Genomic DNA, 23,679 nt, shown 5'->3' with positions numbered 1-23,679 from the left:
AGTCGTCCTCCAGGACGAGCCCGCCGCGTCCGCGCGCCCAGTCGACCACGGCCGCGCGCCCGCCCCCCCGCCCGCGTCCGCCGGGCGGGGACGGGCGGGCGCCGCACGCGGTCACGGACGGGCGTCACCGGCACGACCGCCCGGCACCGCCCCGGCCAGGTACCGTGCCCCGTCACCCAGCCGCGGGGCCAGCGGCGCGGCCGCCGGGTGCCACGGGGCCTCGTACTCCCAGGCGACCCAGGCGTCCGGGCCCAGCAGCCGCACGCAGTCCGCGATCGGCAGCACCCCCGCGCCGAGCGGCAGCGGGGTGAGGTCGTCCGCCGAGGCGACGTCCTTGACCTGCGCGTATCCCAGGTACGGGCCGAGCGCCCGATGGATCTGCTCCGGGGTCTCGCCGGCCAGCCAGGTGTGCAGGAGGTCCCACAGCGCGCCGACCGCGGGGTGGCCGACCCGGCGCAGCAGTGGTGCGAGTGCGCCGCCGGCCCGGTGCGAGTCGTGGGTCTCGACGAGGATCCGGACGCCGAGGGCCGCCGCCCGCGGCGCCGCCGCGGTGAGCCTTCGGACGGCCCGGTCGTCGGCCTCGGCAGCCGGGCCCGGTCCGCCGTGCGGGAAGACCCGCAGGTGGCGGCAGCCCAGGTCGGCGGCGAGCCGCAGGTGCGCGGTCAGCTCGGCGAGCACCGGCGCGTCCGGCCCGGGCGCGGCGACGCCGGTGTAGGAGGCGAGGGTCAGCGGCAGCACCCCGGCGGCGGACAGCTGCCGGGCGGCGGCGCGGCGGTCCGCCGCGTCCAGTCCGAGGCGGACCGGCTGGTCGGGGGCGCAGCGCAGTTCGAGGCCGCGCCAGCCGTGCTCGGCGGCGAGGGCGGCCGCCCGGTCGAGCGGAAGGCCGGGCAGGCCGAGGGTGGCGAGGGCGAGGGGCACGGCGGTTGCGGTCCTGTTCGGGTGGGGTCGGCGGTCACCGGCCGGCCGCGGCGAGGAGCGGTGCGGCGGGAAGCGGTAGGTGGGAAGCGGTACGCGGCGGGGAGCAGCGCAGGGCGGGGCGCGGCCCGGCTCAGCCCGCTTCCACGGCCTCGACGGTGACCTCCCCGGGGGCCAGCCGCACCCGCAGGGCCGGCCCGTCCGCCGGGCGGACGGTCAGCAGGACGGCCCGGGCGTCCCGGGGGTCGGGCCCGGCCGTCAGGGCGACGGCGTCCGCCAGGGCGGGCGGGTGGTCGGCGGCGGTGAGCCGGGCGGCGCAGGCGAGGAGGGCCGGACCGGCGGCGGGGAGGTCACCGGTGAGCAGGGGCAGGGCCGCCTCGGGACCGAAGGCGGTGCCGCCGGGGACGCGTGCGGACCGGGCGGCGGTGAACCCGTGCAGGGCACGCAGTTCGGAGACGAGCCGGCCGTCGGCGCGGACGCCCGCCCCGGGCACGTCGTCGGCCGCACCGCCCGCCGCGTCCTCCGTCGCCCCGCCCGGTCCGTCTCCCGCGCCGAGGGTCTCGGTGTGCCGCCCCGCGACGGCCCAGCCGGTCTGGGTGACGGCGGTGCCGGCGGGCGCGCCGGTGACCAGGTGGGCCCGGACCTCCTCGGCGCCGTGGGCGAGGGTGAGCGAGGTGACGGTGACGCCGGGCAGTTCCCGGCCGTCGGCGCGGGGGTGCCAGCGTGAGGCGGCCCAGCCGGGGCCGGTGCCCACCGGGTGGACGCGGCCGCGTTCGGTGGGTCCGGCGGCGGTCAGCAGGGCGAGGTGGTTGTCGGCGGCGCCGTCGAAGGACGGTCCGGTGGCGGTGGAGTGGGCGAGCCGCGCGTAGAGCGGGTCGTCGGGGCCCACGGTGTCGGCGGGCTGGTCGTCGCTGCCGTGGTTGTGCAGCCGGACCAGGCCGTCGGCGGCGGTGGACTGCACCAGCCAGCCGGGCCCGGGCAGGGCGAGGACGGTGTCGCGCCGTTCGGCGGGGGCGGGTTCCTCGGGGGCGGTCCAGACCGGGTGGCCGGGCGGGAGCAGCAGGCCGAGGAAGGCGCTGCCGGCCCAGTAGGGGGAGGCGGGGCCGGAGTAGACCTGGACGAGCCGCGGGTCGGGGCCGTGCCAGCCGAGGGTGAGCAGGCCGCGCTCGTCGACGGCGCCGCGGTCGAGGAAGTGGCGCAGGGTGCCGGAGGCGAGGCGGCGGGTGGTGCCGGGGGTCAGCGGGGTGTGGCCGGTGAGGGCGCCCGCCCACAGCGGCGAGGCGGCGGCGAAGCGGTAGGTGAGCGAGCGTCCCTGGTGGACCGGCGCGCCGTCGGCGCCGAAGGTGTGGGCGTAGCCGGCCAGGTGGGCGGCGAGGCGTTCGCCGTACCGGGCGAGCAGCGGCCGGTCGTCGGCGAGGTGGGCGTGCAGGACGGGGTAGAGGTGCAGGGCCCAGCCGTTGTAGTGGTCGAAGGCGCGGGGGCGGCCGTCGGTGTACCAGCCGTCGCCGAGGTACCAGCGGTCGATGTGCTCCAGGCCGCGGCGGACGGCCGCGCGGGACTCGGGCCCGGCGATGCCGGCCTCGTCGAGGAAGCCGCCGACGGCCAGGGGGAAGAGCTGCCAGTTGTTGGCGTTGGGTTCGCGGTGCAGGGCGTCGGTGAGCCAGCGGCCGACCCGGTCGCGGACGGGTCCGGGGAGCCGGTCCCAGAGCCAGGGGCGGGTGAGGCGCAGCGCGAAGGCGATGGAGGCGGCCTCGACCATGGCCTGTCCGCGGTCGGTGATCACCGGCCAGGAGGCGCGGTCGCCGTCGGCCAGGTCGCGTTCGGCGGTGGGGGTGCGGGTGCCGGCGTCGAGTCCGTCGGCGTAGTGCCGCAGGAGGCCGTGCGGGTCGGCGCCGCCCGCGCCGGCGATCCGCAGGGCGGCGGGGAGGAAGGTGCGGGCGAAGCCCTCCAGGCCGTCGGAGCGGCGGCCGGAGCGGCTGGGGCGGGTGCCGGGCAGGTCGATCAGCGCGCCGCCGGGGCCCGCGTACGGGCGGACCGAGGTCAGCAGGGTGTCGGCCACCGCCTCCCAGTGCTCCCTGGTCCAGCCGGTGTGCGGGCTGAGGTCGCGGTCCTCCGGGGGCAGGCGCATGGGGGGTCCTCCGTGTTGGGGTGCTGAGCCGGAATCTAGGGAGCGGCTGATCATTCGTCAAGGTGGACCGATCAAATGAGCTGCTTGATCGGATTGTGATGTTGTCGCGAGAGCGGCACAGATCCCCCATTTTTCGGCGTTTCCCATGGCCAGGCAGGGTTCCCGGACTCCCCGTCCGATCGATCAAGTCAGATCATTCGATCCCAATGCCTTGACTCCGATCGCCGACCTGCTCAGGATGACTGCCAGTCGCCCCCACCCTCACCGGGCCCCGGCCGGAGCCGCCCGGGGCCCGTCGACCCTCGCCGTAAGGAGCCCACCCATGCTCTCCACCCCCTTCTCCCGCCGCAGAGCCCTCCGCGCCGCCGCCGCGGCCACCTCCGCCGCGCTCTGCGTCACCCTGCTCGCCGCCTGCGGCAGCAGCGGCGGGAGCGGGGCCGCCGCCGCGGACGACGGCAAGCCGGTGAACCTGACCTTCTGGGGCTGGGCGAAGGGCACCAAGGACGTGGTCGCCGCGTTCAACGCCGCCCACCCGAACATCCAGGTCACCTTCGAGGAGATCCCCGCGGGCGCGGCCGGCGGCTACGCCAAGATCTCCAACGCGGTCAAGGCCGGCAACGCGCCCGACGTGTTCAACGTCGAGTACCCGCAGCTGCCGGACTTCGTCAGCCAGGGCGCCGTCCAGGACATCGGCAAGCTCGTCGGCGCCGACCTCAAGGGCAAGTACCTGCCGCAGTCCGTCGAGCTCACCTCGCTCGGCGGCCGGACCTGGGCACTGCCCCTGGACGCCGCCCCGCAGGTCTTCTACTACCGCAAGGACCTCTTCGCCAAGGCCGGCATCACCGTCCCGAAGACCTGGGACGAGTTCCGCACCGCCGCCCAGCAGCTGAAGGCCGCCCAGCCCGACACCCGGATCGCCACCTTCTTCCCGGACGACCCGACCACCTTCGAGGCGATGGCCTGGCAGAACGGCGCCCGCTGGTTCACCGCCGCCGACGAGTCCTGGAAGTCCGACCTGACCGGGCCGGAGACCCGCAAGGTCTCCGAGTACTGGCAGAAGCTCGCCGACGAGGACCTCGTGCGCGTCATGCCGTCCTTCAGCCAGCAGTGGACCGCCTCCCTGCAGAAGGGCGAGACGGCCGGCTACCTCGGCGCCACCTGGGGCGGCGGCGTCCTGAAGGCCAACGTCGGCACCACCCCCGAGGTCAACGGCACCTGGGCCGCCGCGCCGATGCCCAGCTGGGACGGCACCCCCGCCAGCGGCATGCTCGGCGGCACCACCTTCGCCGTCTCCAAGGACAGCAAGAAGGCCAAGGCGGCGGTCGAGTTCGCCACCTGGGCGACCACCACCGCCGACGGCTTCAAGGCCCGGATCTCCTCCGGCACCTCCTCCGCCTACCCGGCCGCCACCGAGCTGGTGCCGGTCGCCAAGCAGGCCTTCAACACCGACTTCTACGGCGGCCAGGACCTCTACGCCCTCTACGCGGACGCCGCCAGGTCGGTCAAGCAGGGCTGGACCTGGGGACCGGCGATGGGCGTCACCAACGGCTCGCTCAAGGACTCCTTCGGCAAGGTCGCCGGCCGCACCGGCACCATCGACGAGGCACTCACCGCCGCGCAGCAGGCCACCCTCGCCGAGTTCAAGAACCGCGGGCTGAAGGTCGCCCAGTGACCACCGGCACCACCGGCACCCGTACCGCCCGCGCCGCCGGCCGCCGGCGGGGCGGGCGGTACGGGGCACCGGCCGTCCTGCTCGCCCCGTTCCTCCTGCTCTTCACCGCCTGCACCCTGATCCCGATCGGGTACGCGATCCGGCTGAGCCTGTTCACCGAGCGCCGCTCCGGCCTCGGCTTCGGCGACGCCGAGACGGTCTTCACCGGACTGGGCAACTACACCCGGGCGCTGTCGGACGAGGCGTTCCGCGGCGGCTTCCTGACCGCCGCCCAGTACTGCCTGATCTACATCCCGCTGATGACCGGCCTGGCGCTCGTCCTGGCCCTGCTGCTGGACTCCACGCTGGCCCGCGCCCGCCGGTTCTTCCAGCTCACGCTGTTCATCCCGCACGCCGTGCCCGGCATCATCGCCGCCCTGCTGTGGATGTACCTGTACACCCCCGGCATCAGCCCCGTGCTCGACGTGCTGGAGTCCCTGGGCACCCTGCCCGACCCGCTCGGCCACCCGCTGCCCGCGGTGGTCAACATGGCGCTGTGGCAGTGGACCGGCTACAACCTGGTCATCTTCTACGCCGCCCTGCAGGCCATCGACCGCTCGGTGCTGGAGGCCGCCGTCGTCGACGGCGCCGGACCGCTGCGCACCGCCCTGAGCATCAAGGTGCCGCTGATCCGGCCCTCGATCGCCATGGTCGGCCTGTTCACCGTCATCGGCTCGCTCCAGCTGTTCACCGAGCCGATGATCCTCTACGGCACCTCGCCGGGCGTCACCTCCTCCTGGACACCGAACATGTACGCCTACACGGCCGCCTTCGAGCGCCACGACTACGGGCTCGCCGCCTCCGCGTCGGTGCTGCTCGCCCTCGCGGCGGCGGGGCTCTCCTTCGCCGTCACCCGGCTCACCCGGGGCCGCTCCGAACGCCGCCGGGAGGCCGACGCATGACCACCACCGTCACCCGCCCCAGCACCGCGCCGCCCGGCCGGCCCGGCGGCAGCAGCCGGCCGCGCCGCCCCTGGACGCTCTCCAGGGCCGCCGTGAACGGCACCCTGGTCCTGGCCACCGTCTACACCCTGTGGCCGCTCGGCTGGCTGCTCACCGCCTCCGCCAAGAACACCGCCGACCTGCTGGGCGGCAACTCGCTGGGCACCGGCAACTTCCGGCTCGGGCAGAACCTGCACGACCTGGCCGCCACCGGCGACGGCATCTACTTCCGGTGGTACCTCAACTCGCTGCTGTACGCCGGGATCGGCTCGCTGCTGTGCGCACTGGTCTGCGTCGCGGCCGGCTACGCCTTCCACGTCTACCGCTTCCCCGGCAAGGAGAAGCTGTTCGGTCTGGTCCTGCTGGGCGTGCTGGTGCCCACCACCGCGCTCGCCCTGCCGATGTACCTGCTGGCCTCCGAGCTCGGCATCGTCAACACCTTCTGGGCGGTCTTCCTGCCCTCCCTGGTCAACCCCTTCGGCGTCTACCTGGCCCGGGTGTTCTGCGCCGGCTACGTCCCGAACGAGGTCCTGGAGGCCGCCCGGATGGACGGCGCCGGGGAGCTGCGGACCTTCTGGTCGATCGGGCTGCGGATGGTGATGCCCGGCTTCGTCACCGTGCTGCTGTTCCAGTTCACCGCCATCTGGAACAACTTCTTCCTGCCGCTGGTGATGCTCTCCGACAGCACGCTCTTCCCGGTCAGCCTCGGCCTGTTCAGCTGGAACGCCCAGACCAAGGCCTTCCCCGAGTACTACCCGCTGGTCATCACCGGCTCGCTGCTCGCCATCGTGCCGCTGGTCCTCGCGTTCGTGCTGCTCCAGCGGCACTGGAAGGCCGGCCTGACCGCGGGGAGCGTCAAGTGACCCCGGAGCCGACCCCCTCCGCCGCAACCGCCCCGACCCCCGACCGGGAGACCACCGTGCCCGACGGCCGGCCCACCTGCCGCCCCCGCGCCGTCCTCGCGATGCACCGCGAGCTCGCCGACCGCCTGATCGACCCGCACACCCTCGCCCGGCTCACCGCGCTGGCCGACCTCGACCCGGCGCTCGTCCTGGACGACTTCTCCACCCCCGAGGCCCGCGCGGCGCTCGCCGACGCCGAGGTGATCGTCTCCGGCTGGGGCTGCCCGCCGATCGACGAGGAGGTGCTGGCCGCCGCCCCCCGGCTGTGCGCCGTCATCCACGCCGCCGGCTCGGTCAAGCACCACGTCACCGATGCGTGCTGGCGCCGCGGCCTCCAGGTCACCTCGGCGGCCTGGGCCAACGCCCTGCCGGTCGCCGAGTACACCGTCGCCGCCGTGCTGTTCGCCAACAAGCGGCTGCTGGCCGTCCGCGAGGAGTACCGGCGGCGCCGCGCCCCGTACGACTGGCAGCTCGCGTACGCCGGGGCCGGCAACTACCGGCGCACCGTCGGCATCGTCGGCGCCTCCCGGATCGGCCGACGGGTGCTGGAGCTGCTGCGCCCGCACGACCTCGACCTGCTGCTGCACGACCCGTACGTCGACGCCGCCGAGGCCGCCGGGCTCGGCGCTCGCTCCGTCGGCCTGGACGAACTGTGCTCCGCGAGCGACGTGGTGAGCGTGCACGCGCCCGAACTGCCCGCCACCCGGCACCTGATCGACGGCCGCCGGCTCGGTCTGATGCGCGACGGCGCGACCCTGGTCAACACCTCCCGCGGCTCGCTGGTCGACCAGGAGGCGCTGCTGGGCGAGCTGGTCTCCGGGCGCCTCGAAGCCGTCCTCGACGTCACCGAGCCCGAGGTGCTGCCCGCCGACTCCCCGCTCTACGACCTGCCGAACGTGCTCCTCACCCCCCACGTGGCCGGCTCCCTCGGCGGCGAGCTGCACCGGATGGCCGCCGCCGCCGCGGACGAACTGGCCCGCTACACCGCCGGACAGCCGTTCGCCCACCCCGTCCTCCCCGAGGACGCCCACCGCAGCGCCTGAGGCCGCGCCGGCGCCGGGTCCCCCGCGCCGGTCCCGGCGGTCCCGCGGCCGGCCCCCTCGCCACGCGCGCCCGCGCCACCGCCACCGCCACCGCCACCGCGCGGTCCCGCGCCGTCCGCCCGGGCGCTCCCCCGCACCACCCACGAAACGGAGAACTCCCATGCCCCGCAGAGTGATCGGCATCGTCATGAACGGTGTCACCGGCCGGATGGGCTACCGCCAGCACCTGGTCCGCTCCATCCTCGCCATCCGTGAGCAGGGCGGCCTGCCGCTCGGCGACGGCGACACGCTGTGGCCCGAGCCGATCCTGGTCGGCCGCAGCGCCGACAAGCTCAAGGAGCTCGCCGACCGGCACGGCCTGACCCACTGGACCACCTCGCTCGACGAGGCCCTGGCGCACCCGCTCGCCGAGATCTACTTCGACGCCCAGGTCACCCCCGCCCGGGAGGCCGCGCTGCGCACCGCGATCGCCGCCGGGAAGCACGTCTACACCGAGAAGCCCACCGCCGAGTCGCTGGAGGCCGCGCTGGACCTCGCGCGGCTGGCCCGTGACGCCGGGGTGTGCAACGGCGCCGTGCAGGACAAGCTCTTCCTCCCCGGTCTGCGCAAGCTCAAGCGGCTGGTGGACGGCGGGTTCTTCGGCCGGATCCTCTCCGTGCGCGGCGAGTTCGGCTACTGGGTCTTCGAGGGCGACTGGCAGCAGGCGCAGCGCCCGTCCTGGAACTACCGCGCCGAGGACGGCGGTGGCATGGTCCTCGACATGTTCCCGCACTGGCGCTACGTGCTGGACGGCATCGTCGCCCCGGTGCGCTCGGTGTACGCGCACACCGCCACCCACATCCCCGAGCGCGTCGACGAGGGGGGCCGGACCTACCGGGCCACCGCCGACGACGCCGCGTACGGGGTCTTCGGGCTCGACGGCGGCATCACCGCGCAGATCAACTCCTCCTGGGCGGTCCGGGTGGACCGCGACGAGCTGGTGGAGTTCCAGGTCGACGGCACCGAGGGCAGCGCGGTCGCCGGGCTGCGCGAGTGCCGCTTCCAGCACCGCGCGGCCACGCCCAAGCCGGTGTGGAACCCGGACCTGCCGGCCACCGAGTCCTTCCGCGCGCAGTGGCAGCGCGTGCCGGACAACGAGGAGTTCGACAACGGCTTCAAGGCGCAGTGGGAGCTGTTCCTGCGCCACGTGGTCACCGGCTCCGCGTACCGGTGGGACCTGCTGGAGGGCGCCAAGGGCGTGCAGCTCGCCGAGCTGGGTCTGCGCTCCGCCCGCGAGGGGCGCCGGCTGGACGTCCCCGAGCTGTCCCTGTGACCCCGCCCCCGGCCGCCGGGCCCGCCGCGCTCCCGCCCGTCACCGGGCCGGCCGCCCTCCCGCCCGCCACCGGGCCCGCCACCGGGCCGTCCGCCGACGAGACGATTGCACCGACACCATGACCGAGATCGACCTGCCCGGCCACGGCCGGCTCCGGCTCCGCGAGCCCGCCCGGCTGCCCGCCCCGACCGCCCCCGCCCGGACCCGGGTGGCCTTCGCCGCCGCCCACGTGGTCGCCGACCCGCTGGGCGACAACACCCCCGGCGCGCCCGCCGCCGTCGACTGGAACGCCACGCTCGACTTCCGCCACCACCTGTGGTCGCTGGGCCTGGGCATCGCCGACGCGATGGACACCGCCCAGCGCGGCATGGGCCTCGACTGGCCGGCCACCCGTGAGCTGATCGTCCGCTCCGGCGCCGAGGCGCGCGCCGTCGGCGGCCGGCTGGCCTGCGGTGTCGGCACCGACCAGCTCGCCCCCGGCGTCCACTCGCTGGACGCCGTCCGCGCCGCCTACCAGGAGCAGCTGGCCGTGGTCCAGGAGGCCGGCGCGCAGCCGGTCCTGATGGCCAGCCGGGCGCTGGCCGCCGCCGCCCGCGGCCCCGAGGACTACCTGGCCGTGTACGGCGAGCTGATCGCCGGCTGCGACCGGCCGGTGCTGCTGCACTGGCTCGGCGAGATGTTCGACCCGGCGCTGGCCGGCTACTGGGGCCACGCCGACCCGGACGCCGCCGCCGGCACCGTACTGGAGCTGATCGGCACGCACGCCGACCGGATCGAGGGCATCAAGATGTCCCTGCTGGACGCCGGCCGGGAGATCGCCCTGCGCCGCGCGCTGCCGGCCGGCGTGCGGATGTACACGGGTGACGACTTCCACTACCCGGAGCTGATCCGGGGCGACGAACTCGGCCACAGCCACGCGCTGCTGGGCGTCTTCGACCCGATCGCGGCGGTCGCGGCGGCGGCGCTGCGGGCCCTGGACGAGGGCGACCACGACCGCTACGAGGAGCTGTTCGCGCCGACCGTGCCGCTGGCCCGGCACCTGTTCGCCGCGCCGACCTTCCAGTACAAGACCGGGGTGGTCTTCCTGGCCTGGCTGGCGGGCCACCAGAGTCACTTCACCATGGTGGGCGGCGCGCAGAGCGGTCGCTCGGTGCCCCACCTGGCCGAGCTGTTCCGGCTCGCCGACGCGGCCGGGGTGCTGCCCGACCCGGACCTCGCGGCGCACCGGATGCGCGGGCTGCTGGCGGTCGCCGGGGTGACGGCATGAGCGCGCCGAACGGAGCCCCCGTGACGACCACGGCCGCCGGGGCCGCCAGGACCACCGGGGCAGACAGGACCGCCGGGACCGCCGGGAGCGGCGAAGCGGCGGGGAGCAGCGCGGCCACCGGTCTCGGGAGGCTGTCGCTCAACCAGATCACCACCCGGGGCTGGAGCCTGCCGGAGGCCGTCCGGGGCTGCGTGGACGCCGGGATCCCGGCGATCGGGCTCTGGCGCGACAAGGTCGCCGAGACCGGCCTGGCCCGCTCCGCGAAGCTGTGCCGGGAGGCCGGGCTCGCCGTCAGCAGCCTCTGCCGGGGCGGTTTCCTCACCGCCGGCGGGCACGAGGAGCGCCGGGCCGCGCTCGCCGACAACCTCCGGGCGATCGAGGAGGCCGCCGAACTCGGCACCGACACCCTGGTGCTGGTCGTCGGCGGCCTGCCGGCCGGCAGCCGGGACCTCGTCGGCGCGCGCGCCACCGTGGCCGACATGCTCGCCGAACTCGCGCCGCACGCGGGCGACTTCGGCGTCCGCCTGGCGATCGAGCCGCTGCACCCGATGTTCTGCGCCGACCGCGCGGTGGTCTCCACGCTGGGCCAGGCGCTCGACCTCGCCGCGCCGCACCCGGCCCGGCAGGTCGGCGTCGTCGTCGACAGCTACCACGTGTGGTGGGACCCGGCGCTGCCCGAGCAGATCGCCCGGGCCGGGCGGGAGGACCGGATCGCCTCCTACCAGGTGTGCGACTGGACGCTGCCGCTGCCGGCGGACGCCCTGCTCGGTCGCGGGCACGTCGGCGACGGCCACATCGACTTCGGCACCCTCACCGACCGGGTCACCGCCGCCGGGTACGAGGGCTGGATCGAGGTCGAGATCTTCAACCAGGAGATCTGGGACACCCCGGGCGAGCAGACGCTGCGCACGCTCGTCGAACGCCACCTCGCCCACGTGGCCCGGCCGTGAGGGTCGTCCTCGCGCCCGACTCCTTCAAGGGCACCGCGCCGGCCGGCGCCGCGGCCGGGGCGCTGGCCGCCGGCTGGCGCTCGGTCCGCCCGGACGACGAGCTGCTGCTCCGCCCGATGGCCGACGGCGGGGAGGGCACCCTCGACGCGCTGACCGCCGCCCTCCCCGGTGCCGTCCTGCACTCGGTACCGGGCTGCACCGGCCCGCACGGCCGGCCGGTCACCGGCCGCTTCGCGCTGCTGCCGGACGGCACCGCGCTGGTCGAACTCGCCGACACCGGCGGCCTGCCGCTGCTGGGCGGCGCCCTCGCCCCGCTCACCGCCGGCACCCGCGGCACCGGCGAGACCATCGCCGCCGCCCTGGACGCCGGCGCGCGCCGGGTGACCGTCGCCCTCGGCGGTTCCGCCTCCACCGACGGCGGCGCCGGGCTGCTGGCCGCCCTCGGTCTGCGGCTGCTCGACGGCACCGGCGCCGTCCTCCCGGACGGCGGCGGCGCCCTCGCCAGGGCGGTGCGGCTCGACCGCACCGCCCTGCGCACCCCGCCGCCCGGCGGCGTCCGGCTGCTGACCGACGTCACCAACCCGCTGGCCGGCCCCACCGGGGCGGCCGAGGTGTACGGGCCGCAGAAGGGCGCGGGCCCGTCCGGGATCGCCCTCCTGAAGGCGGGGCTGCGCCGGTTCGCCGACCTCCTGGGCGGCGACCCGGACCTCCCCGGCTCCGGCGCGGCCGGCGGCACCGCTTACGGCCTGATGGCCGCGTGGGGTGCCCAGGTGGTGCCCGGGGCGGCGGCGGTGGCCGAGCTGACCGGTCTGGACGCGGCGCTGGCCGGGGCCGATCTGGTGGTCACCGGCGAGGGCCGGTTCGACGCCACCAGCCTGCTCGGCAAGGCCGTCGGCGAGGTCCTCGGCCGGGCGGAGCGGGCCGGCGTCCCCGCCCGGATCGTCGCCGGCGAGGCCGCCGCGGACGCCGACCCCCGGGTACTCACCCTCGCCGCATTGGCCGCCGACCCGGCCGACGCCCGCCGCCGCGCGCTCCACTGGCTCACCGAGGCCGGCGCCCGGCTGGCCCGCTCGCACCCGCGGACCGACGGCCGGGCGGCGGGCTAGTGCTGTGACCACATAGGTTCGCCGGGTTGCTTGGTCACGCGGCGAGGGCGGGCCTGCCGCCTCAATCGAGACGCCCCGAGACCCACTCTTCCGCGTGAATTCCCCGGCCCCCCGGAACGGTTCGCTGAAGTCCGGTTCCCGGACGGCGAGGATGGCCGACGGATCGAAGTCGGGCCACGCCGAACACTGAGGGGTACGACCATGTGGAAGTCACTGCTGCTGCACCGATCGCTGCGACGCACGGCGGTCGCCGCGGCCGGCTGCCTCGCCCTGCTGGCGGGCACCGCCCCGGCGTCGACGGCCCAGGACACCGCGACCCGCGCCGCCGGTCACCGGTTCCCCGCGAGCGCGGCCCACCCCGCGCCCTCGAAGCGGGAGACCGTCTTCGACCCCGTCCACCTCGTCCAGGCCAACTCGGGCCGCGGGGCGACGTTCGAGGTCTACGCGGGCTGGGACTACGCGCTCCTGACGAACCAGCCGGGCAACGGCACCGCCCTGGTCTTCACCCTGCACGCCGACGACCTCACCTACAGCATCGAGTCGACGTCCGCCAACTGGGGCGAGTACCGCACCTGGTGCCTCTACGGAGCCGACATCAGGCTGGAGAAGAGCAGCTGCGGCACCCGCTGGCAGATCGAGGACCTGGGCGGCGACGAGTTCTACCTCAAGGTGGCGGGGACGAAGAAGAGGATCGAGACCAGCAAGCTCCAAGACCGCAAGCGGTGGCTTTCCGCCGAGGAGGAGATCTTCATCGTCAACGAGGAGTTCGTCAGGTTCAAGCTCGTCCACCCCTGACCCCTGACCCCTGACCCCTGACCCCTGACCCCTGACCCCTGCTCCCTGCTCCCTGCTCCCTGCTCCCTGCTCCCTGCTCCCTGGACCCTGGACCCGGATGGCGTCGGAGCCGATCGACAGCACCTCCGCCATCCGGTCGCCTCACTGCCGGGTCATCGGCAGGTGACGTTGAAGGTGGTCTCGTGCGTAGCGGCGACGTTGCTGCCCCAGTTGCCGAGGACATCCTTTGTCGACACCCGCCCCAAGCACTCCGGGCGCCCCGGGTTCCCCACCCGCGCACGCGTCGTCGGTGCGGAGAGCGGCGCCCATTTGAGATCTGACGCGCCGACGAATGCGACTGACCTGCCCATGTGAGCTGCCGGTCCTGCACGGCTGCCCGGGTCCGTCGTACCGGGACGGGTCGGGTCTCGCGGCGGCGCGCTCGCTCCAGACCGGTTGGATGTGGGACACACCCCATCCGATACGTGGAGGCGTCGATGGCAGGGCCGGCCCGACCGGCTGCCGGCGACCTACCACCGCACCCACGGCGTGACCTGCTTCCACGGCTGCTACTCGATCGGCGACGACACCCTGTGGGGGATGAACCGCCGCCGCAAGGGCGCCGCGAACACCCTCGCCCCGCTCGGATCCATCCGGGCCGCCCGACCCGACGGCGCCCCCTCTACGTGATCCTGGACAACCTCTCCGCCCACAAGGGGACCAAGATCCGGCACTCGGCCCGGAAGAACAAGGTCGAGCTGTGCTTCACCCCGACCAGCGCCTCTTGGGCCAATCCGATCGAGGCGCACTTCGGACCACTGCGGCAGTTCACCCCGGCCGACTCCAACCACCCCAACCACCCGGTCCAGACCCGCGAACTGCACCGCTACCTGCGCTGGCGCAACGCCAACGCACGCCATCCCGACATCCTGGCCGCCCAACGCCGCGAACGAGCCCGCATCCGCGGCGAGAAAGGCCTCCGCCGGGGAGGCCGCCCTGCCCTCGCTGCCTGATCGAGCAACCCGGCGAACCTTCTCGGTCACAGCACTGGCCGGGGCGCGGATCCCGTGCGCGGCACTGAAGGCCGGGTCGTCCTCGTTGTCGATGGGCGTACCGGTGAGGTGGTCGGGCCGGCGCGCAGCAGCGGCGCCGCCTCGACCGCCGGCACGCCGTCCGGCACCCGCACCAGTGCGCCGGCCCGGGCGTACGCGACCTCCGTACGGCCGCCGGGTGGGCGTGGACATGGCGCTTTGCCTCGGTCGGGGCGCCTTCCGCCTCCGACATGACCGACCGTCTTGAATCCCGCAACCGTCCCCCACCAGGCCGGATGCCGCCGCCGCTGGCAGAATGGCCGCCCAAGACGACCGTTCGTGTTCCCCGACGCGGGGGGCGAGGAGACCGCATGCCCAGGCCGAGCGTCCGCGAACAGCTGGTCGAAGCCGCCGTGGAGTGCTTCCACACCACCGGCTTCAACGGCACGGGCATCCAGGACATCGCCCGCACCGCCGGCGTCCCCAAGGGCTCGGTGTACAACCACTTCGCCAGCAAGGAGGCGCTCGCCGCCGAGGTGATGGACCGCTACGCCGTCTCCCGCCGGCTCGACATGCTCCGGGACGGGAGCCTCGCCCCCGCCCCGCGCCTGCGCGCCCACTTCCGCTACCTCGCCGAGGACCTCGCCCGCTTCGACTACCGGCGCGGCTGCCTGTTCGGGAACTTCGGCACCGAACTCGCCAACCAGAGCACCGCCCTGCGCGACGACGTCGACGCCCGCCTGACCTCCTGGACCACCGCCGTCACCGCCGTCCTCACCGAGGCCCGCACCGCCGGCGCCCTCACCACCCCCCTGCCCCCCGAGCGCCTCGGCCCCTTCCTCGTCGACGCCTGGGAAGGCGCCGTCCTCCGCGCCAAGGTCACCCGCGACCGCGCCCCCCTGGACGGCTTCTTCACCGTCCTCGACACCCTCCTCACCTGACCCGCCCGGTGCACCGCCAACGGCCGACGCGCCCGCCCCGGGTCATCCGGGCCGGGCGCGCCGACTTCTGACGGTGTGCCCGATGGGGCAGGGCGGGCCGGTGGGGCGGTCAGCCGCCCATCGCGCGGACCAGGCTGGCGGGGCGCATGTCGGTCCAGGTGGCCTCCACGTGGTCCAGGCACTCCTGGCGGCCGGCCGGGCCGAAGCCGGTGGTCCAGCCGGCCGGCACCTCCGCGAAGGAGGGCCAGAGGGAGTGCTGCCCCTCGTCGTTGACCAGCACCAGGTAGGTGCCCTCGGCGTCCTCGAACGGGTTCGTCATCGGTGTTTCCTCTCGTGGACGGCCGCCGGGAGCGCGCCGACCTGTCGTCGGCGCGTGGCGGCCGGTGCTTGCGGCGCTCCGGCCCGGGAGGCGGCGGAGCACCGGGACGGCGCACTCGCGGTTCAGGAGCCTCGGGTGCCCGGCGGAACACGAAGCCGCCGGAATGCTAACGCAGGATGAATTCACCGGACGCCGCACACGGGCGGATCCGGGATCACGTACTTCCGGGCAGTTACTGCGCGCACGTCCGGGCAGGCATTGGTTGTCACGGGCTTACGGCTGTGACTAGCCTGCAGCCCGCGGCGCACCGGGCGCAAGAGCCGGGCGGCAGCGATTGCGAAACCGAAGGCGAAACCGATCCCGTCAGCAGAGCGCTGAACTCCGGGCAGAGCCGTTAAGGACGAATGTGGTGAACGGCCGATCCGCCCCGGGCGTGGTCACGGAACTTGAACTTTCGAGCCTCCACGATTCCCTCACCGCACCGGTCAGTGAATCGATGAACTTCCTCAACGAGATCGCGCAGCGGTTCCCGGACGCGATTTCCCTGGCCGCCGGAAGACCGTTCGAGGGTTTCTTCGACCTCGACGACGTCCACCGCTACCTGGAGCTCTTCCGTGCCCGTCTCGCCGCCCGGCCGGGCAGTGACGAGGCCGCGGTCCGGCAGACCCTGCTGCAGTACGGGCGCACCAAGGGCATCATCCACGAGCTGATCGCCGAGCACCTGCGGGTGGACGAGGGCATCACCGCGGACCCGGACGCCCTGGTGGTCACGGTCGGCTGCCAGGAGGCGCTCTACCTCACGCTGCGCGCGCTGCGGCGGACCGAGCGGGACGCCCTGCTCGTTGTGACGCCGAGCTACGTCGGCGCGCAGGGCGCCGCCCGGCTGGCCGACCTGCGGGTGCTGCCGGTCCGGGAGTCGCCCGAGGGCATCGACCTCGCGGACCTCTCGGCCCAGGCGGCCCGGGCCCGGGCGGCCGGGCTCAATCCCCGGGCCTGCTACGTCATCCCGGACTTCGCCAACCCCAGCGGGATCAGGCTGGACCTGGCGGCCCGCCGGCGGCTGCTGGAGATCGCCGGCGAGGAGGACCTCCTGCTCCTGGAGGACAACCCGTACGGCCTGTTCGGCGATCCGGCGGGACCGCCGACCCTCAAGGCGCTGGACACCACCGCGCGCGTCGTCTACCTGGGCTCGTTCGCCAAGACCGGCCTGCCCGGCGCCCGGGTCGGCTACGTGCTGGCGGACCAGCGGGTGGTGGGCGGAACCGGTGGAGCGGCGGGCGGGGGCGCGGGCGGCCTGCTGGCCGACGAGCTGGCCAAGATCAAGAGCATGCTGACGGTCAACACCTCCCCGATCGCCCAGGCCGTCATCGGCGGCAAACTGCTGGCCCACGGGGGCAGTCTCCGGGACGCCAACGCCCGGGAGACCGCGCACTACCGGGCGAACCTCCGGCACGTGCTGGAGGGCCTGGAGCGGCGCTTCGGCCCCGGCGGCACCGGCGCCGGGAACGGCCCGAACGGCGGCACCGGCAGCGGCGACCCGGTCCCGGGCGTCTCCTGGAACGTGCCGTCCGGCGGCTTCTTCCTGCTGCTCGACGTCCCCTTCCCGGCCGACGACCGGCTGCTGGAGCAGTGCGCCGAGGAGTTCCGGGTGCTCTGGACACCCGTGCACCACTTCTACGCCGACGAACGGCCGCGCAACGCCATGCGGCTCTCTTTCAGCCACCTCCGGCCGGAGGAAATCGACGAGGGCCTGAACCGGCTGGCGGACTTCATCCGTTACCGCTCCCGGGATTGACCGGGCGAGCGAAGGAATGAACCGCCCGGACGGCCCGTCCGTTGTCCTCATCGGACAGCCGACAAGGTGAAGCGAAACGGGGAGACCGTGACACCGATCGACCTTTGTGCGTTATTCCCGGAGGAACGTCCGATTTTCCCGGAACGGATGTGCCGATGACGACCGTGACGACCGGCGGGTCCGACACCGGCAATACGGCCGAAAGGACGGACTGGGCAGATGCCGCGATTCCGGTGATGACGGCCGCCGCGAGCGGTCCGGCCAGGATCGCCGGGGTCGGCACCGCCGTTCCGCCGCATTCCTATTCGCAGCAGGAAATCCTGGACATCTTCGACGTCCGGGACCCGAGAGTGCGGTCGCTGTTCCTCAACAGCGCCATCGAACGCCGCCACCTGACCCTCCCGCCCGAGGGGCCCGACGGCTCCCGGATCCCCGAGATCCAGGGCGAACTGCTCGCCAAGCACAAGGCGCAGGCCGTGGACATGGGCGTCCGGGCGGTCCTGGCCTGCCTGAAGGAGACGGGCGCGGACCTCTCCGACATCGGGTACCTGTGCTGCGTCACCACCACCGGCTTCCTCACCCCGGGCCTGAGCGCGCTGATCATCCGCGAACTCGGCGTCGACCCGCACACCAGCCGGCTCGACGTGGTCGGGATGGGCTGCAACGCCGGACTCAACGCGCTCAACGCCGTCAACGGCTGGGCCCGCGCCCACCCCGGCCGGCTCGCCCTGATGGTCTGCGCCGAGGCCTGCTCCGCCGCCTACGTCTTCGACGGCACCATGCGGACCTCCGTGGTGAACAGCCTGTTCGGGGACGGCGCCGCCGCCGTCGCGCTGGTCGCGGACCCGCTCGGCCCGCCCGGCGGCAGCACGCCGTCCCCGGCACCCGGCGAACGCCGGGGAACCGGTGGCCCGCGGCTGCTGAAGTTCGCCAGCTACATCGTCACCGACGCGATCGACGCGATGCGCTACGACTGGGACGACGACCAGGCCCGGTTCAGCTTCTTCCTCGACCCGCACGTGCCCTACGTGGTCGGCGCCCACGCGGAACTCGTAGTCGACCGGCTGCTCGACGGCACCGGGCTGCGCCGCAGCGACATCGACCACTGGCTGGTGCACTCCGGCGGCAAGAAGGTCATCGACGCCGTCGGCGTCAACCTCGGCCTGACCCGGCACGACGTCCGGCACACCACCAGCGTGCTGCGGGACTACGGCAACCTCTCCAGCGGCTCGTTCCTCTTCTCCTACCAGCGGCTGCTGGAGGAACAGGCGGCCCGCCCCGGGGAGTACGGCGTGCTGATGACCATGGGCCCGGGATCCACCATCGAGACGGCGCTGGCCCGCTGGTGACCGTCCGCACCGAGCAGGAAGAGCACACCACCATGACCCACTCCCCCGAGCCGGCGCTCGTCGACGGCAGCCGCCCGCTCTCCCCCGGGACCGTGCAGGCGCTCAACGCGCTCTGCGACCGGGCCGAGGACGAGGGCGGCCACGCCCCGGTGGTGCTCCGGGTCGCGGGCGCGCCCGGCGCACCCGCGCCCGCCCCGCCGCTGGCCCTGGTCAACAAGTGGGAGCGCGCGCTGCGCCGTCTGGAGCGCCTGGACCGGCCGACCGTGGCACTGGTCGGCGACGCCCCCTGGGCCACCGACGGCACCGGCACCAACGAGGTCGGCGACACCACCGGCGGCACCGGCGGCACGGACCCCGCCGAGGCTGCCGACCACCCGGCCGGCAGCCTCGGCAACGACTGCGGCGGCACCGCCCTGGAGGTGCTGCTCGCCACCGACTACCGGATCGCCCCGCCGACCGCCCGGCTGCTGCTGCCCGTCGGCCCGGAGGGCGTCTGGCCCGGCATGGCCCTGCACCGGCTCGTCAACCAGGCCGGTGTCGCCGCGACCCGCCGGGCCGTGCTGTTCGGCGCCGCGCTGACCGCCCCCGACGCCGTGGACCTGTCCCTGCTCGACGACCTCCCGGACGACCCGGCCGCCGCCCTGGCCGCCGTCGCCGGCCTGCTCGCGGCGGCCGCCCCCGGGATCGCGATCCGCCGCCAGCTGATGCTCGACGCCGCCACCACGCCCCACGAGGAGGCCCTGGGCCGCCACCTCGCGGCCTGTGACCGGGTGCTGCGGCGCGCCGCCGGGGCCCCGGCCGGGACCGTCGCGTGACCGCCGTGCCCGCGGCGGAGCGCCGCGCCCTCGCCGACGCCGCCGCCCGCGCCGACGCCGTCCTCGCCGGCCTGCCCGCGCCCGCCGGGCGCTCCCCCGCCCAGCAGGCCCGCGCCACCGACGCCAAGAACGCCGTCCGCACCGTGCGCGCCCGCTTCCTGCGGCTCCACGGGGACTCCGTGTACCGGCAGTTGACCGACGACCGCACGCTCGACCTGCGGCTCCCCGAACTCGTCGCAGGCGCCGGCGACGGCTGGCCGGGCCTGCTCCCGGACGCCGCCGCGATGGCCGCCGAACAGGGCCGGCCGCAGGCCGCGAAGGAGGGCCTGGAGATCGACCAGGGCCTCTTCCTGCGCGAAGTGCTCCGCTCGCCCGCCTCCGGCCGCCACCTGATCGACGCGATGGCGCTGCCGACCGCCCGCGCCCTCGCGCTGCTGCCCGGGTTCCGCCGCACCGGCTCCGCCGACCTCGGCTCCGTCCGGCTGGAACGGCGCGACGGCGCGGCCCACCTCACCATGTGCCGCACCGACTGCCTCAACGCCGAGGACAACGAGCAGGTCGACGACATGGAGACCGCCGTCGACCTCGCGCTGCTGGACCCGGAGGTGCGGGTCTGCGTGCTCCGCGGCGGCGAGATGGTCCACCCCCGCTACCGGGGCCGCCGGGTCTTCAGCGCCGGCATCAACCTCAAGAGCCTGCACGCCGGCCGGATCTCGCTCCTCGACTTCCTGCTCCGCCGCGAACTCGGCTACCTCAACAAGATCTTCCGCGGCGTGCGGGCCGATCACTCCGGCGCCTGGCACACCCCGGTGATCGAGAAGCCCTGGGTCGCGGCCGTCGACACCTTCGCCATCGGCGGCGGCGCCCAGCTGCTGATGGTCTTCGACCGGGTGGTCGCCGCCACCGACTCCTACCTCAGCCTGCCGGCCGCCCAGGAGGGCATCGTGCCCGGCGCCGGCAACCTGCGCCTCGGCCGGCTGGCCGGCGGCCGGGTCTCGCGTCAGGTCGTGCTCTGGGGCCGCCGCCTCCACGCCACCGAGCCCGACGCCCGGCTGCTCCTCGACGAGGTCGTCGAACCCGACCGGATGGACCGAGCGGTGACCGAGTCGCTCGAACGGCTCGACAGCCCGGCCGTGGTCACCAACCGCCGGATGCTCAACCTGGCCGAGGAACCGCCGGAGCAGTTCCGGCAGTACATGGCCGAGTTCGCGGTGCAGCAGGCCCTGCGCCTCTACAGCCAGGACGTGATCGGCAAGGTCGGCCGCTTCGCCGGGGCGGCCACCACCGGGGCACCCGCCACGCCGGCCGCGCCGGCCGCCGTCTGACCGGACGGCCCGGACCGGCCGCCGCCGGACCCCCTCGGACCCATGCACCCCAGAAGAGCCGGAGAGCCGATGGAGCTGGCAGACCTCACCCGGATCCGCTACGAGAAGCACGGCCGCGTCGCCCGGGTGACGCTCGACCGCCCCGAGGTCCTGAACGCGATGGACCTCCGCACCCACGAGGAACTCGCCCGCGTCTGGGACGACTTCGAGCAGGACGACGAGCTGTGGCTCGCCGTCCTCACCGGCGCGGGCGAGCGCGCCTTCTCCGCCGGCCAGGACCTCAGGGAGCTCGCCGCCCGGATCGCCGACGGCAGCAACGCCCCCGCCACCTTCGGCAGCCGCGGCAAGCCCGGCTGGCCCCGGCTCACCGAGCGCTTCGGGCTGGCCAAGCCCGTCGTCGCCCGGGTCAACGGCCACGCCTTCGGCGGCGGCTTCGAACTGGCGCTCGCCTGCGACATCGTCGTCGCCGCCGACACCGCCACCTTCGCCCTCCCCGAGGCCCGGCTCGGCCTGACGGCCGGCGCCGGCGGCGTCTTCCGGCTCACCCGGCAGGCCCCCTACCGGGCCGCCATGGGCCACCTGCTCACCGGCCGCCCGATGACCGCCGCCCGGGCCCACGAACTCGGGCTGGTCAACGAGGTCGTCCCGGCGGCCGACCTGGACGCCTGCGTGGACTCCTGGGTCGACGACGTCCTGCGGTGCGCCCCGCTCGCGGTCCGCGCGATCAAGGAGGCGGCGGCCGCAGCCGTCACCATGCCCCTGGAGCAGGCGTTCACGACCCGCTTCCCCTGGGAGGAGCGCCGGATGCACAGCGCGGACGCGGAGGAAGGCCCCCGCGCCTTCGTCGAGAAGCGGCCACCGCGCTGGCAGGGCCGCTGACCGGCCCCGCCCCGGCCTGCGGCACCCGCACACTTTGGCCCACCGCACCCCGCTCCGCACGACGCCGTGCGCGGGCACCTCCCCCGACGTTCCCCTCCCCCGCCTTTCCCTCCCCCGCCTTTCCCTCCCCCGCCTTTCCCTCCCTCGCCTTCCTCTTCCCCAACGCCCTCGGACCGGCAGACGGCCGAGGCCGATCGGTCGACGCCGCCTGCCCGGCGGCCCCTGGCAAACGAACCGGAGCACTGAAGATGTCGGACACCCAGGCCAACTCCTGGCCTCTGATGGCCGGTCAGTCCGGCATGTGGTTCGCCCAGCAGCTGGACCCCGCGAACCCCACGTACCAGATCGCCGAGTGCCTGGAGATCCACGGCCCCGTCGACACCGCACTGTTCCAGCAGGCGCTGCACCGGCTCGTCGCCGAGACCGAGGTGCTGAGGCTGCGCTTCCCGCAGACCGGCGGCGAGGTCCGCCAGACCGTCGCCCCGGTCGCCGGGGCGACCGTCCCGGTCACCGACCTGCGTGACGACCCCGACCCGTGGAACACCATCCGGGAATGGGCCCGGGCCGACCTCGCCCGGCCGGTCGACCTGGAACGCGGACCCGCCTACGCGATGGCGCTCTTCCCGGCCGGCGACCGGTTCTTCTGGTACCAGCGCGGCCACCACGCCGCCGGCGACGCCTACAGCGGCTCCCTGCTCGCCGTCCGCGTCGCCGAGATCTACACCGCCCTGGCCGAGGGCCGCCCCGTCGGCGACCCGCTCCCGCCCTACCCCGACCTCCTCGCGGAGGACGCCGCCTACCGCGCCTCCGAGCAGTTCGCCGCCGACCGCCGGTACTGGACCGAACGGCTGGCCGGCCGGCCAGAGACCGTCGGCCTCGGCGGACGCTCCGCCCCCGCCGCCCACGGCTGCGTCCGCCACACCGAGGACCTCGCACCCGCCACGGCCGACCGGATCCGGGCCGCCGCCCGCCGGCTGCGGACCGGCCTGCCCGTCCTCGCCACGGCCGCCACCGCGCTGTACACCCACCGGCTCACCGGGGCGGAGGACCTCGTGCTCGGCCTGCCCGTGACCGGCCGCGCCACCCCGTTGCAGCGCCGCACCCCCGGCATGCTCGCCAACGTCCTACCCATCCGCCTCACCGTGCGTCCCGACACCTCGCTCACCGAGCTCGCCCGCCGGGCCGGCGCCACCATGCGCGAAGCGCTGCGCCACCAGCGCTACCGCTACGAGGACCTCCAGCGGGACCTCGGCCTCGTCGGCGGCCTGACCGACGCCGGCGGCACCCGGCTGTTCGGCACGCTCGTCAACGTGATGGCCTTCCACCAGGACCTGAGCTTCGCCGGGCACCCCGCCACGGTCCGGAGCCTCAGCGAGGCCTCCGTCGACGATCTGGCGTTCGTGCTCTACGACCGGGCCGGTCAGGGCATGCGGCTGGTCGTCAACGCGAACCCCGACGTGTACGACCCCACCGAAGTGGCCGGGCACGCCCGGCGGTTCGCGCGGCTCCTGGAGACCCTGGCCGACCTCGACGAGCCGGACCGGCCGCTCGCCCGGATCGACCTGCTCGGCCCGGCGGAGCGGGAGCGGGTGCTGGAGGAGTGGAACGACACGGCCGTGGACGTCCCGTCCGGCACCCTGCCCGACCTCTTCGAGACCCAGGCCGCCCGCACACCGGACGCCCTCGCCCTGCTCTTCGAGGACGAGTCGGTCACCTACGAGGAACTCAACGCGCGCGCCAACCGCCTCGCCCACCTGCTCATCGACCACGGCGTCGGACCCGAGACCGTCGTACCCGTCGTGATGGAACGCTCCACCGACCTCGTCGTCGCCCTCCTCGGCATCCTCAAAGCCGGCGGCGCCTACCTCCCCGTCGACCCCGACCACCCCGCCGACCGCATCGACTACCTCCTCAGCCGCGCCGACGCACCCGTCACCGTGACCGAGGCCCTGATCGAGAAGGCCGGGGCCCACACGTCCACGGACCCGGACCGCGGGGCGTTCTCGTCCGCACACCCCGCGTACGTGATCTTCACGTCCGGCTCCACCGGCCGCCCCAAGGGCGTCACCATCCCCCACCAGGGCATCGTCAACCGCCTCACCTGGATGCAGAACACCTACCACCTCACCCCCCACGACCGCGTCCTCCAGAAAACCCCCTACGGATTCGACGTCTC

General features: G+C 74.6%; 19 protein-coding genes and 1 pseudogene. 17 read left to right on the top strand and 3 right to left on the bottom strand.

Annotated features, from left to right (window positions below; all coding sequences use genetic code 11):
- Nucleotides 1-111 precede the first annotated feature (111 nt).
- Complete coding sequence (locus ACFCX4_RS18770; RefSeq protein WP_376143729.1) at nucleotides 112-918, bottom strand: sugar phosphate isomerase/epimerase family protein; 807 nt, start codon at nucleotides 916-918, stop codon at nucleotides 112-114.
- Nucleotides 919-1,048: 130 nt separating this feature from the next.
- A complete protein-coding gene (locus ACFCX4_RS18765; protein WP_376143727.1) occupies nucleotides 1,049-3,043 on the bottom strand; it encodes a DUF2264 domain-containing protein in 1,995 nt (664 codons plus the stop codon).
- Between the two features lie 322 nt (nucleotides 3,044-3,365).
- Here ACFCX4_RS18765 and ACFCX4_RS18760 point away from each other — a divergent pair, with 322 nt between their 5' ends.
- The 11 genes and pseudogenes from ACFCX4_RS18760 to ACFCX4_RS18710 all read left to right on the top strand — a co-directional run bounded on the left by ACFCX4_RS18760 (nucleotide 3,366) and on the right by ACFCX4_RS18710 (nucleotide 15,021).
- Nucleotides 3,366-4,715: an ABC transporter substrate-binding protein gene (locus tag ACFCX4_RS18760; RefSeq protein ID WP_376143725.1), complete on the top strand. Its 1,350-nt coding sequence runs from the start codon at nucleotides 3,366-3,368 to the stop codon at nucleotides 4,713-4,715.
- Entirely contained in the window at nucleotides 4,712-5,656 is a 945-nt protein-coding gene (locus tag ACFCX4_RS18755; RefSeq protein ID WP_376143723.1) for a carbohydrate ABC transporter permease, read from the top strand. Before ACFCX4_RS18760 ends, ACFCX4_RS18755 begins: the two co-directional genes overlap by 4 nt.
- Nucleotides 5,653-6,558, top strand: coding sequence for a carbohydrate ABC transporter permease (locus tag ACFCX4_RS18750; RefSeq protein WP_376143721.1), 906 nt, complete (start codon nucleotides 5,653-5,655; stop codon nucleotides 6,556-6,558). The genes ACFCX4_RS18755 and ACFCX4_RS18750 overlap by 4 nt, the downstream gene beginning before the upstream one ends.
- 101 nt (nucleotides 6,559-6,659) lie before the next feature.
- Nucleotides 6,660-7,640 carry a hydroxyacid dehydrogenase gene (locus ACFCX4_RS18745; RefSeq protein ID WP_376143733.1) on the top strand — a complete coding sequence of 327 codons (981 nt, stop codon included), beginning with the start codon at nucleotides 6,660-6,662 and terminating at the stop codon, nucleotides 7,638-7,640.
- Between the two features lie 160 nt (nucleotides 7,641-7,800).
- Complete coding sequence (locus ACFCX4_RS18740; RefSeq protein WP_376143719.1) at nucleotides 7,801-8,952, top strand: Gfo/Idh/MocA family protein; 1,152 nt, start codon at nucleotides 7,801-7,803, stop codon at nucleotides 8,950-8,952.
- 118 nt (nucleotides 8,953-9,070) lie between these two features.
- The gene (locus ACFCX4_RS18735; RefSeq protein ID WP_376143717.1) at nucleotides 9,071-10,219 is read left to right on the top strand and encodes a dihydrodipicolinate synthase family protein; all 1,149 of its coding nucleotides are present in this window, start codon (nucleotides 9,071-9,073) and stop codon (nucleotides 10,217-10,219) included.
- A 131-nt stretch (nucleotides 10,220-10,350) separates the two neighbouring features.
- A complete protein-coding gene (locus ACFCX4_RS18730; RefSeq protein WP_376143731.1) occupies nucleotides 10,351-11,169 on the top strand; it encodes a sugar phosphate isomerase/epimerase family protein in 819 nt (272 codons plus the stop codon).
- A complete protein-coding gene (locus tag ACFCX4_RS18725) occupies nucleotides 11,166-12,275 on the top strand; it encodes a glycerate kinase (protein WP_376143715.1) in 1,110 nt (369 codons plus the stop codon). Before ACFCX4_RS18730 ends, ACFCX4_RS18725 begins: the two co-directional genes overlap by 4 nt.
- A gap of 201 nt (nucleotides 12,276-12,476) precedes the next feature.
- Nucleotides 12,477-13,070, top strand: coding sequence for a hypothetical protein (locus ACFCX4_RS18720; protein WP_376143713.1), 594 nt, complete (start codon nucleotides 12,477-12,479; stop codon nucleotides 13,068-13,070).
- A gap of 480 nt (nucleotides 13,071-13,550) precedes the next feature.
- Nucleotides 13,551-14,062: pseudogene (locus ACFCX4_RS18715) on the top strand (transposase); the annotation flags it as partial.
- A gap of 389 nt (nucleotides 14,063-14,451) precedes the next feature.
- Nucleotides 14,452-15,021 (top strand): TetR family transcriptional regulator C-terminal domain-containing protein, encoded by a 570-nt coding sequence (locus ACFCX4_RS18710; RefSeq protein ID WP_376143711.1) that lies wholly within the window; start codon nucleotides 14,452-14,454, stop codon nucleotides 15,019-15,021.
- Nucleotides 15,022-15,130: 109 nt separating this feature from the next.
- Here ACFCX4_RS18710 and ACFCX4_RS18705 read toward each other — a convergent pair whose 3' ends face one another.
- Nucleotides 15,131-15,340, bottom strand: coding sequence for an MbtH family protein (locus ACFCX4_RS18705; RefSeq protein WP_376143709.1), 210 nt, complete (start codon nucleotides 15,338-15,340; stop codon nucleotides 15,131-15,133).
- Nucleotides 15,341-15,836: 496 nt separating this feature from the next.
- On the opposite strand from ACFCX4_RS18705, the gene ACFCX4_RS18700 reads away from it, so the two are divergent.
- From ACFCX4_RS18700 to ACFCX4_RS18675, 6 genes are all read left to right on the top strand, one after another.
- Nucleotides 15,837-17,135, top strand: coding sequence for a PLP-dependent aminotransferase family protein (locus ACFCX4_RS18700; RefSeq protein WP_376143707.1), 1,299 nt, complete (start codon nucleotides 15,837-15,839; stop codon nucleotides 17,133-17,135).
- A gap of 236 nt (nucleotides 17,136-17,371) precedes the next feature.
- Nucleotides 17,372-18,484: a 3,5-dihydroxyphenylacetyl-CoA synthase DpgA gene (gene dpgA / locus ACFCX4_RS18695; protein WP_376143705.1), complete on the top strand. Its 1,113-nt coding sequence runs from the start codon at nucleotides 17,372-17,374 to the stop codon at nucleotides 18,482-18,484.
- Entirely contained in the window at nucleotides 18,481-19,299 is an 819-nt protein-coding gene (gene dpgB / locus ACFCX4_RS18690) for an enoyl-CoA-hydratase DpgB (protein WP_376143703.1), read from the top strand. The genes dpgA and dpgB overlap by 4 nt, the downstream gene beginning before the upstream one ends.
- Nucleotides 19,296-20,624 (top strand): (3,5-dihydroxyphenyl)acetyl-CoA 1,2-dioxygenase DpgC, encoded by a 1,329-nt coding sequence (dpgC, locus tag ACFCX4_RS18685; RefSeq protein ID WP_376143701.1) that lies wholly within the window; start codon nucleotides 19,296-19,298, stop codon nucleotides 20,622-20,624. Before dpgB ends, dpgC begins: the two co-directional genes overlap by 4 nt.
- 69 nt (nucleotides 20,625-20,693) lie before the next feature.
- Nucleotides 20,694-21,503, top strand: a complete 810-nt coding sequence (gene dpgD / locus ACFCX4_RS18680; protein ID WP_376143699.1) for an enoyl-CoA-hydratase DpgD — start codon at nucleotides 20,694-20,696, stop codon at nucleotides 21,501-21,503.
- Nucleotides 21,504-21,751: 248 nt separating this feature from the next.
- Nucleotides 21,752-23,679, top strand: a 1,928-nt coding sequence (locus ACFCX4_RS18675) for a condensation domain-containing protein (RefSeq protein WP_376143697.1), incomplete at its 3' end; no start/stop codon positions are given.

Source organism: Kitasatospora sp. NPDC056327 (assembly GCF_042261735.1).
GTDB lineage: Bacteria > Actinomycetota > Actinomycetes > Streptomycetales > Streptomycetaceae > Kitasatospora.
The sequence above is the reverse complement of the archived record's forward strand: the minus strand, read 5'-3'. Positions and strand labels throughout refer to the sequence as shown.

Bases quoted from the DNA above. Each gene is read 5' to 3' on its own strand.
- ACFCX4_RS18720 (WP_376143713.1), top strand. From the start codon at position 12,477: ATGTGGAAGTCACTGCTGCTGCACCGATCGCTGCGACGCACGGCGGTC.
- dpgA (WP_376143705.1), top strand. From the start codon at position 17,372: ATGACGGCCGCCGCGAGCGGTCCGGCCAGGATCGCCGGGGTCGGCACC.
- ACFCX4_RS18740 (WP_376143719.1), top strand. From the start codon at position 7,801: ATGCCCCGCAGAGTGATCGGCATCGTCATGAACGGTGTCACCGGCCGG.
- ACFCX4_RS18765 (WP_376143727.1), bottom strand. From the start codon at position 3,043: ATGCGCCTGCCCCCGGAGGACCGCGACCTCAGCCCGCACACCGGCTGG.
- ACFCX4_RS18705 (WP_376143709.1), bottom strand. From the start codon at position 15,340: ATGACGAACCCGTTCGAGGACGCCGAGGGCACCTACCTGGTGCTGGTC.
- ACFCX4_RS18745 (WP_376143733.1), top strand. From the start codon at position 6,660: ATGCACCGCGAGCTCGCCGACCGCCTGATCGACCCGCACACCCTCGCC.
- ACFCX4_RS18710 (WP_376143711.1), top strand. From the start codon at position 14,452: ATGCCCAGGCCGAGCGTCCGCGAACAGCTGGTCGAAGCCGCCGTGGAG.
- dpgD (WP_376143699.1), top strand. From the start codon at position 20,694: ATGGAGCTGGCAGACCTCACCCGGATCCGCTACGAGAAGCACGGCCGC.
- ACFCX4_RS18700 (WP_376143707.1), top strand. From the start codon at position 15,837: ATGAACTTCCTCAACGAGATCGCGCAGCGGTTCCCGGACGCGATTTCC.
- ACFCX4_RS18735 (WP_376143717.1), top strand. From the start codon at position 9,071: ATGACCGAGATCGACCTGCCCGGCCACGGCCGGCTCCGGCTCCGCGAG.
- ACFCX4_RS18760 (WP_376143725.1), top strand. From the start codon at position 3,366: ATGCTCTCCACCCCCTTCTCCCGCCGCAGAGCCCTCCGCGCCGCCGCC.
- ACFCX4_RS18750 (WP_376143721.1), top strand. From the start codon at position 5,653: ATGACCACCACCGTCACCCGCCCCAGCACCGCGCCGCCCGGCCGGCCC.